Annotated in this window: 11 protein-coding genes and 1 tRNA gene; 4 read left to right on the top strand and 8 right to left on the bottom strand. The window is 66.5% G+C overall.

Features of this window, described 5'->3' with window-relative positions:
* Positions 1–104: 104 nt before the first annotated feature.
* From ettA to OG874_RS44405, 4 genes are all read right to left on the bottom strand, one after another.
* Positions 105–1,781 (bottom strand): energy-dependent translational throttle protein EttA, encoded by a 1,677-nt coding sequence (gene ettA, locus OG874_RS44420; RefSeq protein WP_330253009.1) that lies wholly within the window; start codon positions 1,779–1,781, stop codon positions 105–107.
* 77 nt (positions 1,782–1,858) lie between these two features.
* Entirely contained in the window at positions 1,859–2,383 is a 525-nt protein-coding gene (locus OG874_RS44415; RefSeq protein WP_330253008.1) for a single-stranded DNA-binding protein, read from the bottom strand.
* A gap of 191 nt (positions 2,384–2,574) precedes the next feature.
* The gene (locus OG874_RS44410) at positions 2,575–3,543 is read right to left on the bottom strand and encodes a threonine/serine dehydratase (protein WP_330253007.1); all 969 of its coding nucleotides are present in this window, start codon (positions 3,541–3,543) and stop codon (positions 2,575–2,577) included.
* A gap of 19 nt (positions 3,544–3,562) precedes the next feature.
* Complete coding sequence (locus tag OG874_RS44405; RefSeq protein WP_330253006.1) at positions 3,563–5,602, bottom strand: cytochrome c oxidase assembly protein; 2,040 nt, start codon at positions 5,600–5,602, stop codon at positions 3,563–3,565.
* 222 nt (positions 5,603–5,824) lie between these two features.
* Between OG874_RS44405 and OG874_RS44400 the strand changes: the two genes are divergently transcribed.
* Positions 5,825–5,898, top strand: a tRNA-Arg gene (locus OG874_RS44400).
* A 241-nt stretch (positions 5,899–6,139) separates the two neighbouring features.
* Here the strand turns inward: OG874_RS44400 and OG874_RS44395 are convergent.
* The 4 genes from OG874_RS44395 to OG874_RS44380 all read right to left on the bottom strand — a co-directional run bounded on the left by OG874_RS44395 (position 6,140) and on the right by OG874_RS44380 (position 12,109).
* Positions 6,140–7,096, bottom strand: coding sequence for an ATP-grasp domain-containing protein (locus tag OG874_RS44395; protein WP_330253005.1), 957 nt, complete (start codon positions 7,094–7,096; stop codon positions 6,140–6,142).
* A gap of 480 nt (positions 7,097–7,576) precedes the next feature.
* Positions 7,577–8,548 carry an antibiotic biosynthesis monooxygenase gene (locus OG874_RS44390; RefSeq protein WP_330253004.1) on the bottom strand — a complete coding sequence of 324 codons (972 nt, stop codon included), beginning with the start codon at positions 8,546–8,548 and terminating at the stop codon, positions 7,577–7,579.
* A 10-nt stretch (positions 8,549–8,558) separates the two neighbouring features.
* On the bottom strand, positions 8,559–11,285 hold the full coding sequence (locus OG874_RS44385; RefSeq protein ID WP_330253003.1) for a molybdopterin-dependent oxidoreductase: 2,727 nt from the start codon (positions 11,283–11,285) through the stop codon (positions 8,559–8,561).
* Complete coding sequence (locus tag OG874_RS44380) at positions 11,282–12,109, bottom strand: FAD binding domain-containing protein (protein ID WP_330257674.1); 828 nt, start codon at positions 12,107–12,109, stop codon at positions 11,282–11,284. Before OG874_RS44380 ends, OG874_RS44385 begins: the two co-directional genes overlap by 4 nt.
* 377 nt (positions 12,110–12,486) lie before the next feature.
* Here OG874_RS44380 and OG874_RS44375 point away from each other — a divergent pair, with 377 nt between their 5' ends.
* The 3 genes from OG874_RS44375 to OG874_RS44365 all read left to right on the top strand — a co-directional run bounded on the left by OG874_RS44375 (position 12,487) and on the right by OG874_RS44365 (position 14,854).
* Complete coding sequence (locus OG874_RS44375; RefSeq protein WP_330253002.1) at positions 12,487–12,834, top strand: Rieske (2Fe-2S) protein; 348 nt, start codon at positions 12,487–12,489, stop codon at positions 12,832–12,834.
* Positions 12,835–12,839: 5 nt separating this feature from the next.
* Entirely contained in the window at positions 12,840–13,127 is a 288-nt protein-coding gene (locus OG874_RS44370) for a hypothetical protein (protein ID WP_330253001.1), read from the top strand.
* Positions 13,128–13,276: 149 nt separating this feature from the next.
* A complete protein-coding gene (locus OG874_RS44365) occupies positions 13,277–14,854 on the top strand; it encodes an FAD-dependent monooxygenase (RefSeq protein ID WP_330253000.1) in 1,578 nt (525 codons plus the stop codon).
* Positions 14,855–14,858: the final 4 nt, after the last annotated feature.

Raw genomic sequence — 14,858 nt, 5'->3', positions numbered from 1 at the left:
CGATTCGGGCACGCGACAGCGCTCGCGGCGCCGGTCGTCGGCGAACGACGAAGTTGACCGGGCTCGGCGGGGTGCGCAACAGCGCCACCCCACCGAAACCCAACTCAGCCGCGGGTGAGCTTGCGGTGCGTCACCCGATGCGGACGGGCCGCCTCGATGCCGAGGCGCTCGATCTTATTGGCCTCGTACGCCTCGAAGTTGCCCTCGAACCAGAACCACTTGGCGTCATTGTCGTTGTCACCCTCCCACGACAGGATGTGGGTGCAGGTGCGGTCGAGGAACCAGCGGTCATGGGAGATGACCACGGCGCAACCGGGGAACTGCTCGAGCGCGTTCTCCAGCGAACTCAGCGTCTCCACGTCGAGGTCGTTGGTCGGCTCGTCGAGCAGGATCAGGTTGCCGCCCTGCTTGAGGGTGAGCGCAAGGTTCAAGCGGTTACGCTCACCACCGGAGAGCACCCCGGCGGGCTTCTGCTGATCCGGACCCTTGAAGCCGAACGCGCTGACGTAGGCGCGCGAGGGCATCTCCTGGTTGCCGACCTGGATGAAGTCCAGCCCCTCGGAGACAACCTGCCAGACATTCTTCTTCGGGTCGATGCCCGCGCGATTCTGGTCGACGTAGCTCAGCTTGACCGTCTCGCCGACCTTCACCTCACCGCTGTCGGGCGACTCGAGCCCGACGATGGTCTTGAACAGCGTGGTCTTACCGACACCGTTCGGGCCGATGACACCGACAATGCCGTTGCGCGGCAAGGTGAACGACAGATCCTTGATGAGCTGACGATCGCCGAAGCCCTTGTCCAGATGCTCGACCTCGACGACCACACTGCCCAGGCGCGGACCCGCCGGGATCTGGATCTCCTCGAAGTCCAACTTCCTGTGCTTATCAGCCTCGGCCGCCATCTCCTCGTACCTGCCGAGGCGAGCCTTGCTCTTGGCCTGGCGGGCCTTGGCGCCGGAACGTACCCAGGCCAGCTCCTCCTTGAGGCGCTTCTGCAGCTTCTGGTCCTTCTTGCCCTGGACCTCGAGACGCTGGGCCTTCTTCTCCAGGTACGTGGAGTAGTTGCCCTCGTAGGGGTAGGCGCGGCCGCGGTCCAGTTCGAGGATCCACTCGGCCACATTGTCGAGGAAGTACCGGTCGTGGGTGACGGCGAGGACGGCGCCGGCGTAAGCGGCCAGATGCTGTTCGAGCCACAGCACGCTCTCGGCGTCGAGGTGGTTGGTCGGCTCATCGAGCAGTAGCAGATCGGGCTTGCTCAGCAGCAGCTTGCACAGCGCGACGCGGCGGCGCTCACCACCGGAGAGGTTGGTGACCGGCTCGTCCGGCGGCGGGCAGCGCAGCGCGTCCATGGCCTGCTCGAGCTGGGAGTCGACATCCCAGGCGTCGGAGTGATCCAGGTACTCCTGCAGCTTGCCCATCTCGTCCATGAGCTCGTCGGAGTAGTCGGTGGCCATGAGCTCGGCGATCTCGTTGAAGCGATCCAGCTTCACCTTGACCTCGCCGAGGCCCTCCTCGACGTTGCCGCGAACCGTCTTCTCCTCGTTCAGCGCCGGCTCCTGCTGCAGGATGCCGACCGTTGCGCCCGGCGCGATGAAGGCGTCTCCATTATTCGGCTGGTCCAGTCCGGCCATGATCTTCAGCACGCTCGATTTACCCGCGCCGTTCGGGCCGACGACGCCGATCTTCGCGCCGGGAAGGAAGTTCAAGGTGACATCGTCGAGCACAACCTTGTCGCCATGCGCCTTACGAACCTTCTTCATTTGGTAGATGAACTCAGCCATGGGGGAAGCCTATCGGTGTGGGTATCGGGGGAATGCAGCAGAGCCATCACTGTCGCCGGGTGGATCCGGCCGTGCGGTCAAGCGTTGACGGGGTCGGGATCAGTGCCCCGGGGCGGTGCGGAAGACAGGGATGTCGCGCCCTCTCCCGGCCCCTCGCCATCGACGCGTGCACGATCATCAGTGCTGGATCGGTCACAACTATTCCGTGCCAGGGTACTGGGTCCGGATCCGCCGCCCGAAGCGGTGCGCCGGACGACTTCCGCGGTGCAGCGGGACAGGTCCGGTCCGATCGCGGTGGCCCGCATCTCGAGATCGCGACGCTCGACGCCGTCCTTGGATCGGTACTCGTGGGAGCGCAGCTGGCCGTGGGCGATGATCGGATCGCCGCGACGCACGGAGGCCTCGACGCCGAGCACCAATCTGCGCCAGCAGCTGACGGTGAGGTACAGGGTGCCGCCGTCGACCCACTCACCCGTCGCGACGTCGAACCGACGGGAGTTGCTCGCCATCCGAAAGGTCACCACCTGCTCCCCATTGGTCAGATCCCGTCTGACCGGATGGGTCACCACATTGCCGATTACGGTCGCCATCGCCTCGTACATGATTCCGCCCCTTCACGTTTCGACCCCGTCGCGGTGCGCTTCGGGTATCCCTCCCTCGCCATGAGGACCCTTCCAGCGTGCGGGTTCCGGACCCCATCCGGCCGACCCGATTCCCGAATGTGGACAACTTCGCGCCATGTGGACAACCGCCACTTCACCGCAGTGCACGCTGCCAGGTAGCGACCGAGCGGTCAGAGAACCGCCAAATCGGTATTCGCACCGCACAGCACGATCACCGGACGCTCCCCCACGGCGGGCACATACGCACCGCTCTGCACGGCGGCCAACGCGGTCGCCCCCGCGAGCTCCACCACAATCCGGAACTCTCGCCACAGGTATTCGCGAGCCGCCGCGATGGCGTCATCGGTCACCAACAGCGACCGCACACCATAACGCCGCGCGATATCCAGCGCGATATCGCCGATCCGGTTGGCGCCCAACGAATCCGCCGCGATGCTGGAGACATTCACATCCACCGGCCGGCCCGCCTGCAACGCGGCATTGAGCGTCGGAATGCCCTCCGGCTCGACCCCGACCACCTGCTGGCGCCGCCCCAGCGCCGCCGCGACCCCGGCGACCAGCCCGCCACCGCCGACGGCGGTCAACACCGGCGGCCGCCCGCGCACCTGCTCCTCCAGCTCCAACCCGAGCACGCCCGCACCGGCGACCACCGCGGGCAGGTCGTAGGCATGCAACTGCAGCGCGCCCCGTTCGGCGGCGAGGTCGCTCGTGTACCGGTAGGCCTCGGCGTAGGTCGTTCCATGCCACAGCACTTCGGCCCCGTAGGACCACATCGCGGCCACCTTGGTATGCGGGGCCGACTCCGGAACCACCACGGTGCACGCCTTGCCGAGCCGGGCCGAGGCCAGCGCGGCCGCGATTCCGGCATTCCCGGCAGAGGCGATGACCACCTGATCGGTCTGCCCGGCCGACTCCAGCAGCGCGTTGAAGCTACCGCGCACCTTGAATGTCCCACCGTGCTGGAGGTATTCGAGCTTCAGTGTGACCGGTACCGGCCCGTTCGGTCCCGCGATCGAGGTGTGGAAGACCGGCGTCTGGCGCACGTGTCCGGCCATCCGTCTGCGGGCCGCGCGCACATCGGATCGATACACTCGACGGGCGTGCCTGTTCTCCACCACCGCGGTACCCCGCTCACTCACGACTGCACCTCGATGGAGCTCAATGACGTATTCCTCGGTCACGCTTGGCCAGTTCCGCGAACATGGCGTTGTGGGCAGCCAGGTCGGCGTCGTGGTCACGGTCGGCGGCCCGGTCGGTCCGCTTGGCGAGTTTCGCGTCGCTGCGCGACCATTGGATGAGCAATGCCAGCATCACCACCACCAACGGCAGCTCGCCGCTCGCCCACGCAAGGCTACCGCCCGTACGCTGATCACCCAGCAGGTCGTTGTTCCAGCCGAGGGCGAGGCTGCGGAAGAACCACCCGCCCATCACCGTGGTCATGCTCATCAGCGCGATACCGAAGAAGGCATGGAAGGGCAGCGAACCGAACACCATGCCCAGCTTGGTCAGCGGCTGCACCTGACGCGGCTTGGGATCGATGCCGATCACCACCCAATAGAACAGATAGCCGCTGAGTAGGAAGTGCAGGTTCATCATCAGATGTGCCGCATGGGAATCGACGGACGCGTCGTAGATACCGCCCATGTACAGCGCGTAGAACCCGCCGACGAAGATCACCGACGCGACGATCGGATGCGTCAGAAACCGCGAGACCGGATTGTGCACCGCGGCCAGGATCCATTCGCGCGGCCCCGGAATACCGGTGCGTCCGGCCGCTGGCAAGGCCCGCAGCGCCAGCGTGACCGCCCCGCCGAGCGCGAACAGGATGGGCGCCAGCATCGACAGCGCCATGTGCTGCCCCATGTGCACACTGAAGACCGCCGGCGAATACCGCCCGACCCCGGACGAGGTGGCGAACAGCAGGATCGCACAGGCCGACAACCAGGCGATGGTCCGCCCGACCGGCCACGCGTCGCCACGCGCGCGCAACCGCCGAACCCCGATCAGATACAGCACCGCAAGCACGATGGCAAGCGTGCCGAAGATCAAATCGAAGCGCCAGTCGAACAGTAATCCCGACGTCGTCGGCGGGCCGTCGAGGTTGTAGCCGAGCTCGACCTCGGCGGGTGTCGGCACGCTCGTCGGCGGTGGCGGCGGCGTTCGCCCCAACCCGACGGCCAGGCCCATGGTGGCCGCGAAGACCAGCACCTCCGCACCACCGAATCGGATGAGCGCGGCGCGGTCCCGCGGGTTCGCGGCAAGGCCCGGCAGGCTGGCGCGGCGTTGCAAATATCCGAACACGCCGAGCACCGCAAGCGCACACGCCTTGGCGATCACCAGTCGGCCGTAGGTGGTGGTGAACAGATCACTCCACGGCACCCGCACCCAAGAATTGATCACACCGCTGACGCCGATCACCACGAAGGCGATACTGGCGGTGAGTGAGAACCGCCGGGCCGCGACATCGGTATGCGCGCCCCCGCGCATCGCGTACGCCAACACCGCGAACAATCCACCGACCCACACCGCGGCCGAAACCAGGTGCAGGATCAGGCTGTTGGTCGCCAGATCATGCGCGCCGCCGGCCGACGAGTGGCCGGTGAGCGCCAGCGGCATCATGGTCACGATCGCACCGCCGAACAGCACCGGGGTCCACCCCCAGCGCAGCGCAAGTCGGCAGCCCACCGCGACGATCAGCGCGAAGATCACCGTGGTGCGCCACGCCTGAGCCAGCTCCACCTGGCCGATCGCACGCCAGAGTTGTTCCGGCCGCCAAACCTGGCTCACCGGCTGCCCGGTGGTGTCCGACACCGTCAACGGGATGAGCAGCGCCGCGCAGCAGGCCCAGCCCAGGGCGAAGTTCGAGGCGCGCCGGACCGCGCGGTACCCCCCGACATCGAGCAGACCGTTCGCCTGCGGCGGCACCAGGAATGCGGCGAACAGCAACGAGCCGACGGTCAGTGCCGCGGCAAGATCCGCGAGTGCCCGGATGGCGGGCAGGCCGTAGGTGGTCAGCGGTCCAGGATCGGGTATGCCGAGCAGGGTCAGCGCCTGCGCCGCCGAGAGGCCGACGATCATCGCCGCGACCACCGCCGCGATCGCTCCGGCCAGCGCGGTCAGTGTGACGAAGGTCGCTCCGGGACCCGAGTTCCCCGCTTCGAGATCAGGGGCAATGGGCGGGTCCTGCAGTGACGACATGAGTCCGAGCGTAGTCGGCCGTTAATGCGTGGCCCGGAGGGGTTTGGGCCGATAGGGTGGCTTACTGATCGGAGGTGCGATGTCGATCATGCCGCGACTCGCTTGGCCCATTGCCGGTAGGTGGCTGAAATGTTGCTAATGCTAAGAACCTAGCCATCTGGACGCTCGGTATACTTGCCGCGCTGGACAGCACGGCCAATGTCGGCCATGGTGGAACCCACTGCCTCCGTAGCTCAGTTGGATAGAGCAAGGGCCTTCTAATCCCTAGGTCGCAGGTTCGATTCCTGCCGGGGGCGCCTCATGGCTCGCCTGTTCGTGTTTTACGCGGACAGGCGGGTACCGCGCACGTCCTTTCCCCTCTGTCGGTCGTACGCGGAATCATCCGCCGGGCCGGTCCCCTGAGTCACGGGCAGGGATCGTGCCGATTCAGTTGTCGCCTTCCCGGACAGTCGGCCCTGCGAGTAGCCCAAGGTATGCAGGCTCCCCACACCCGCCACCGATAGATACCACCCAGACCCCCTCCCTAAACGGGATGAATCAGACTTCTTCATTCCCCGTGGTCAGCGAACCGGTGCCGACGGTTGGGTAGTGGGGGTGGCGGTTCAGGTGTGCGTGGACGAATGGGACTGTGACGGTGTGGTATCCGTGCGGCACGTCCAGGACCGGGTGCACGTTGACCTCGAAGACCACGCCGCCGTTCTCGGCGGCCAGGTCGACTCCGCCGAATGGAAGGCCCAGTGCGCGAGTGGCTTTCACCGCGAGGTCGAGCAGGTGCCGGGGTAGGGCGTCGACGGGCAGCACGGTGGAGACGGCGCCCTGCGCCTCGTTGCAGGGTGCGTCGGGGTTGTGTTGAACGTGTTCGCAGACACGCAGTATCCGTTCGCCCAGGACGACGACCCGGTACTGGTGACGTCTGCCCTGCGCGTCGATATTGCGTGCGTCCTGGGTGAGCAGCCAGCGACCACCGATGCTCGAGAAATGCCGCGTGGCGGCCGCCAGGTGCTGCGGGGAGGTGAGGTGGAAGACGTCTCGACCGCCGAAGCCGACGGCGGGCCTGGCCCACACGTCACCTCCGAGCCGTCGAAAAGCGTCCATTGCTCCGGTATGACCCGGGTTGTCCAGCAGGACCGAATCCATTTGGGGGATAGCGGCTTCGGTGAACTTGCCGACCATCTCGTGTTTGTCGGTGGCGCTTCGCCACGACCGCTGGTCGCCGAAGCTGACGGTCGTGCTGCGGCCGAGGAGCGCTTGGAAGCGCGTGAACCGGCATCGATCCGCGGGCGGGATCTCGTAGATGACGATCACCGAGGGGCGAAGGTCTCTTCCTGTGCCGGGCGCCTGCAACGTCAATGTCGTTCCATGCAGCTGTGCCGCAACCGGGGCGTCATCGTAGAAGTGCCGGGCATCCACCACCGCCGGGGTTCGTCCGGTCAGCAGCTCCACGGCCTGCCGCAGGTGAACGGTACTGCCTTCGGTCGAACTGAAATCGGTCATGACGACAATCTCGTTCATGGTGTCCCGTCGAGTCGATCCTGCACAACACATTGGCCGACCACATCGAAGACGTCACCCTCGGCGCGCCGTCGCACATCGAATCTTGTTGCAGTGTAGCGCTATTCGCCTGACAGCGGTCCGATTCGAGTTGCGGCGGGGCATGACACCTTCCGAATGGAGCGATCAGGGTCATGCCCAGGCGCGGCCCTTTCGGGCTGCAACGATCAGCGCAGGGCTGACGGCGATCCGTCCCGCCATCGATTCGTCCCCGCCCGGAGGACATCGCGAGTCCAGCCTGCGGTGAGTGCCGGATCGACCGGGGGCGACCGGTCGGTATCCGATCCGATGAGTTCCCAGATCCCGGTCAGTTTCCTGAGTGCCGACCCTCAGGCCACAACCCTGACATCGACGCTGTTGAGCACGATTCCCGCAGCGACTGGACCCGCACCGCTCGGTGGCCGATAGCCGGAGTCGGATCGGTCAGGGCAGCGTCCAGAGCTGGGTCGTCACCACGTAGAAGATGACGACCCAGACCAGGTTGAGTGCGGCGACCACGGCGATGCCCTGGAGGTTCGTCTTGGCGGCCAGCGCATCCGAGGGCGGCCACAGCCACCGCCGCAGCAGCCGGTTCACGTAGTACGGCATCGTGAGGAAAGTCATCACGAAGCTGGACAGCAGGTTGCCGATGAGCAACCCCAGCCAGAGCGGCATCTGCAACGGTGACAATGCGAGGGTGAGCAGCACGACGGTCGGGTAGAGGCCGACCCATACCGCTACGGCGGTCTTGGTATCCGACGGAGCGGCGGTCTCGGTGCCGTGCTCGTCGAAGGCGAACCAGCTGCCGAAAGAGTTCTCGATGGTACGCAATTCGAAGTCGCTGAACTTCTCGCCCTCGGCGAGGAGCTCCTCGCGCCGCGTCGAGGTGAGCCACGTGGCCAGATTCGCCGCGGTATCGAAGCGGTAGAGCGCGGTCCACTCGTCCTGAACACCCTCGATGGGGCGGAACAGCTCGGAACCGCGGAAGCCTTCGAATTTTGCCTCCTCCTGGCTCAAATGAGCCTGCCACGCAAGGAAATCCGCGACGCTCTCGGGAGTCACGCGATGGGTGACCACGACCGTCACGAGAGGATCCACGGGCCGCGTGCCGCCGCTGATGACCTGCTGGGTGGCGGGACCGTCGAAGTATTGCTGCCCGCGGTCCAGGAACTCCTGACGGATGGCGCTGTTGATCCAGTCCTGCAGATGACCGACGGAGTCGAAGCGGTAGACCACGATCCACTCCCGCTGCACAGCGGTGGGGGCGACGATCTCGGCGCCGATGAATCCGGCATGGCCCGAGGCCGCGGCGTTCAGGTCCTCCTGCCAGGTCTTGAAGGCTTTCTCGAACCCTGGGCGCACCTGCTGGCCGATGATGACCGTCGCCGCAGTGTCGGTACGCTTCCCGGCGTCCATCGCAGTCTCCTCACGGCTCGGATCGCGTCGGAACCGGTGCGTTCGCGATGAGCCGCCGATAGATGCGCTCTGGAGTGAGCGGCAGCGCGCGGTATCGGATCCCCGTCGCATTCTCGAGCGCGTTGGCCAGCGCCGGTGCCACCGGGTTGATACAGCACTCCGCCATACCTTTCGAGCGCATCGCCCCGACGGAATCGGCGGAGTCGACCGTCAGTACTTCGGTGCGGGGAATATCGGCGTAGGTCGGGATGCGGTAGTTGCGCAGGTTCGGGTTGACCATGACGCCGTTCTCGTCGACGTGGAAGTTCTCGGTCAGTGCGAAGCCGATGCCCTGCGCGACGCCACCCTCGATCTGGCCGCGCACCTGCGCCGGGTTGATGAGGAGTCCGGCATCGGTGGCGTGCACGCTGTAGAGGATGCGGATCTCCCCCGTCATCCGGTGCACTGCGATCCGGAAGCCGTGGGTGTTGAAGACGACGCTGCGCGGCGACCCGAATGCCTTGCGGGCCTCGGTCAATCGGATGCCGCGTCGGCGCGCCACCTCGATCAGCTCCGACAGCGATATGCGGCGGTCACCGCAGACGACCTCGGTGTCGTCCATCGCGCACGAAGCGATATCGACGCCCGCATATTCGGCCGCCAGAAACAGGATGCGATCGCGCAGGGCGTCGGCTGCCCGCAGCACCGCGTTCCCGGAGACGAAGAGTCCGGCGCTGGCGAACGCGCCGGTATCGAAGCCCGTCCGGTCGGTATCGGATTGCACCAGGCGCACCCGTGACGGCGTGGTGCCGAGTTGGTTGGCCGCGATCTGCACGTGCGCGGTCGAGGTGCCCTCGCCGAATTCGACGGTGCCGACGGCTAATTCGTAGCTGCCGTCGTCATCGAGGGTCAGCCAGGCCGCGGAGAGATGGTCGGTCGGGGGCGCGGTCTCGTGCAGCGAGCTGGCGGTGCCGGTGCCGATGAGCCACCCGCCTCCCGGTGGCGGCTCGGCGGTGTTGCGCCGCAGTGCTTCATCGACGAGATCGATGCAGCGGCCGAGGCCCTCCTCGCTGAACATGACGTCGTCCGGGCCGTCGTCGAATGCTACGAGGGCATCTCCGGGACGCACGATATTGCGCCGCCGCAGCTCGAGCGGATCCATATCGAGCGCGACCGCCAGCTCGTGCATGGCGGACTCCATCGCGAACGCGGGCTGGGTCATGCCGTAACCGCGCAGCGCGCCGCTGGGCACCGTGTTCGTATAGACCGAATAGGCGTCGAACTTCTTGTTGGGGCAGCGGTAGGTCGCGACGGCGGTCCCACCGGCGAACAGTGTCTCGCCGCCGTGGTTTCCGTATGCGCCGGTATTCGACACATTGCGGACCTGGATCGCGGTGAGCGTGCCATCGGCGCGTGCGCCGAGTTTGACCGTCAGCGACATCGGATGGCGCGGCGAGGCGGTCGTGAACTCCTCTTCGCGGGTGAACTCGAAACACACCGGCCAGCCGGTGTCCAATGTGGCAAGGGCGACCAAATCCTCGGTGATGACCTCCTGCTTGCCGCCGAACGCGCCGCCGACCCGCTGACAGAACACGCGCAGCTGATCCGGACGCAGGTCGAAGAGGTAGCTGAGCTTGTCCTTGGCGATCGACGGGGATTGGGAGCTGGTGCGAACGTGCAGGCGACCGTCGTCGAGCCACGCGATCGATCCGTGCGTCTCGAGATGCGCATGCTGCACGCGCGGCGAGAAATAGGTGCCCTCGTGGATCACGTCGGCCTCGGCGAATCCCGCCTCGACATCACCGACATGCCCGTGGATCTCGAGCAGGATGTTGTGCTCGGGATCCCGCACAAAGGGGTCGTGCGAGCCGTGCAGTTGGGGAGCGCCGTCGGCCATCGCCGCTTCCGGGTCGAAGACCGCGGGCAGCACCTCGTACTCGACGATCACCTCGCGGCAACCCGCTTCCGCGGCCCCGACGGTGTCGGCCACCACCGCGACCACTCGCTGACCGACGAAGCGCACCACGTTGTCGAGGATGTAGGTATCGCTGGGATCGACGAGGTGATCGGTGTGTATCGCGGTCGTGAACCGCTTGCGCGGCACATCCTCCCAGGTGTACGCGCGATGCACACCGGGAACCGCGAGCGCCGCGGTGGTGTCGATCGAGATGATGCGGGCATGGGCGTGCGGCGAGCGCAGCACCTTCAGATGCAACATGCCCTCGATCGCGGTGTCCATGGTGAATTCGGCGCGACCCGTCACCACCTCGGTGCCCGCCGGAGCGCCGACGCTGGTGCCGACGGCCCGACCCGGCAGCGCGACCTCGATCTCGGCGACACCGTGCACCGCATCTTCGATCGCCCGGTAGCCGGTGCAGCGGCAGAGGTTGCCCTTCAGCGCACGCGACAGATCTCGCTTCTGGGCGTCCGTGAGCGCCACCGTGGTCATGATCATGCCCGCGGTGCAGAAGCCGCACTGGAAGCCGGGAGCGTCGCGGAACTGCCGCTGCATCGGGTGCAGGTCCGTTGGCGAACCCAGACCCTCGATCGTCGTGACCGCACATCCCTCGGCGCGGAACGCGGGCGTGATGCAGCTGTGCACGGGATCGCCGTCCAGCCACACCGTGCAGGCGCCGCAATCGCCTGCGTCGCATCCCTTCTTGACACCGTGCTGGCCGAGCGAGCGCAGGAATGTGCGTAGGCATTGACCGGGATTCGGCTCGTCCTCGAAGGTGGCGCCGTTCACGGTGTACGTCACCCGGGACCGCCTTCAGTGAGCTCGACGCGGATCTCCTCGGCGAAGTGCCCGGCCAGGTGGTGCCGGTGGTCGGGTTTGCCGTTCGGATCGCTGAACCACAGATCATCGGGTAGGGCATCGATGCGCTGCCGCAGCGCCTCGGCGCCGGGCATCCGGTCGAACGCCAAGCGCACCGGACGGGTGGTGCCCGCCGTGATGGTGAGCATCAGGTCCGCGGTCCCCGGCGACTGGGTGGCGATCATGAACAGTGTCGAGCGGCCCAGCCGCGTCAGGGTGAAGCGCCGGTACGCGTAACGCTTGCGCAGCGCGGAGACCGGGATGTCGACGCGCCGCAGGATCTCGCCGGGCGCGAGGACGTTGCGGTGGTCGCCGATGACGAAATCGACGGCATCGATCGTGCGCTCGGAACCATCGGCGGCCCACACGGTATATGTGGCTTCGAGCGCGACCGTCAGCGTGATCATCGGGCCCGCGGGCAGCGACAGGCAGATATTGCCGCCCACCGTCGCCGCGTTCCACACCTTGAACGATGACAGGAACGCCTCGCAGCACGTGCTGAACAGGGCGCCGGCGGGCCAGTCACTCGGCGGCGCAAAGGCATTCAGTTCACCGATGGTGCACGTCGCGCCGATCTCGAGACCGTCGGCGCTCGGCACCAGGCTGTCCCAGCCGAGTGCGGTGAGATCGATCAGACGGCGCAGATCCGGCTGCTCGGTCGAGAACAACCACGTTCCCCCGGCCAGCCAGGCGTCACCGTTGCGCCAGGCCGCGCCCGGTCGGTCGGACGGTCGCCGAACGATATCGGTGATCGTATTGAGATCCAAAGCGCTGCTCCTTCGGAGAAGGTGCCGTGCCGTCGATCGCCCGCCGAGTTCGTCGCGCCATGATCCGCCCTGTTCGGGGGCATCGCCGTGCACGTACTCGACTTGGGTCAACGTACCCGACTCGACGACGGCCATGTCACCGGTCAGCCCACAACCAGCTCAATTGCCACTGCCTCGCTGGCCCCGTTTCGGCACCGACACCGCGGCCGGAATCTACTGTTGAACTCGATGGTGATGAGCCCGCTCGTCGGCCTGGGCGCCGACCGGTGTCGCCGCGATGTACGCGGTGGCGCACCCGTAGCCGCTGACGTTGCCAGCGATCACCGGCTCGATGCTGTCCCCCAGATCCACTTCTTTTGGCTCGAACGGGAGAAACCATGACAAATCAGATCAAGGTGTGCCCGATCGCCGACCTTCCCCCTGGGACCGTGACCGGTGCGGGCCCGTACGCCGTCGGAAACATCGACGGCGAATACTTCGCGGTCACGCGTCGATGCCGGCATCTGCGGGCCGATCTCGCGGGTGGGTCGATCGAGAACGGCCGACTCGTCTGTCCGTGGCATCAGGCGGCCTACGACGTACAGAGTGGGCACATGGTTCGCGGACCGCAACAGATCTTCGCGAAGATCCCCGGGCTCGGCACGATATTCGAGACGCTGACCAAGGTGTGGCCACTCGGACGTGGCACGGTGTCGATTTCGGAGGAGGACATCATGGTCGAATAGACGACTTGCACCTCGGCGACAAGATCGCGTCATCGGACTCGAACGGGGAACGCCACCTGGCAGATTCGCCTCCGGGCGCGACCGACACCGAAGCCCCACGGCTGCAGGGCATCGACCCTGCCACCCTGCAGGACCTGATGTCGCCGGACGATGTCGCGAGTATGGCTCTGGAGAACCTCCGCAACGGGCCCACCTATATACCCAGTGAGCACTACCGAATGGTCTTCGACGCACTGCTGGCGATGCCACGCGACGACGCACTCACCGCGATGGCACGCACCCTGCAGGCCTGACGGCGGCCTTCTCGCCGACCCCATAGTGAAACGGCCCCCGTTACCATCTCCCTCCTAACATATAGCGCACCCGGGGGCTTGCGGCAAGACCCGGGTGGTGCCGCAGAATGGCTGGCCTGTCCAGAACCTGTGGAAATGGGAGTACCGAAATGCGTGTTGTCGACGACCGGGGAAGCGACGAAGGACTCCGAGGAGAGCGGCAAGTATTGGACACCGAGGTGATCATTGTGGGCGCCGGGCCGGCCGGCCTGATGCTGGCCGGTGAGCTGCGCCTGGCCGGCGTGCGCTCGCTGGTACTGGAACGGCACCCGCAGCCCCGAGATACCCCGAAGGCCAGCGGTATCGGCGGGCGGATCCTGCACCTGCTGCGCTACCGAGGCATGCTGGACCGATTCGAAGCGGCCAGCAGCGACCCCGACATAGCTCCCCGATTCCCGTTCGGCACTCTGGAACTGGACTTCACACAGCTGGCAGATCCCCCGATGCGGGCGATGCCGCTCCCACAACGGGAAATCGAGCGACTGCTCGACGAACGTGCCTCCGAACTCGGCGCCGACATCCGCCGCGGACACGAGGTGGTCGGGGTGAGCCAGGACGATGCCACGGTGACCGCGGACGTGCGCGGGCCGGACGGACCCTACCGGGTCACCGCCCGATACCTGGTGGGCTGCGACGGCGGGCGCAGCCGGATTCGCGACCTGGCCGGTATCCCGTTCCCCGGCACCACATATCCGGAGGTCAACCGGCTCGCCCAGGTCACTGTGCCCGATTCGGTGACCGTGCTCGACAACGGCGACATCGACGTCCCCGGGCTGGGCAGGATCCATGCGGGTTTCACCCGAACAGACCGCGGTGTGTTCGCGTTCGCGGTCGCCGACCGGGGTCTGAGCCTGATGACCACCGAAAACGAGTCCACCGAATACGACGACGACGAGCCGCTGACCCTGACCGAGCTCGCCGACAGCGTTCGCCGCGTGCTCGGCGCGGATCTGCCGATGACGGATCCGATTCGGCTGTCGCGCTTCACCTTCAAGGACCGGCAGGCCGAGCGATACCGCGACGGGCGGATCCTGCTGGCCGGCGATGCGGCCCACCTGTTGCCCGCCACCGGCGCGGCCATCAACCTCGGCATGCTCGACACGGTCAACCTTGCCTGGAAGCTGGGCGCCGATATCCACGGCTGGGCGCCGACCGGCCTGCTGGACACCTATCACGACGAACGCCACTTCGCCGGCGCACGTGCACTGCTACAGACCCGAGCCCAGGTGGCACTGCGGCGCGGACACGACTCGGCCGCCGAAGCACTGCGGGAAGTCTTCCAGGAACTGCTCGTCGACGAGCCGGCTTTGCGCCGCATGGGAGCTCTTGTCGGCGGCACCGACATCCGCTACCCGCTACCCAACCCCAACCAACACGCATTGACCGGCACTTTCGCACCCGACCTCACCCTGTACACCGACCAGGGCACAACCAGCGTCGCCGAACTCATGCACACCGCACGGCCCATCCTCCTCGACCTCGCCGACCGCCCAGAACTCCGCGAGATCGCCCGAGACTGGCAGCACCGCATCGACATCCGCACCGCGAAAACCGATCAACGACCAGCCGATGCCCTACTGATCCGCCCGGACGCCCACATCGCCTGGGCCGCGACCATCGACGAACCCACCGACACCGCCGCGCTCGCGCTGCGAGAAGCGCTCACCCATTGGTTCGGCACCCCCTGAAAGA

The sequence above is a fragment of the Nocardia sp. NBC_00565 genome, assembly GCF_036345915.1.
Lineage (GTDB): Bacteria > Actinomycetota > Actinomycetes > Mycobacteriales > Mycobacteriaceae > Nocardia.
The sequence above is the reverse complement of the archived record's forward strand: the minus strand, read 5'-3'. Positions and strand labels throughout refer to the sequence as shown.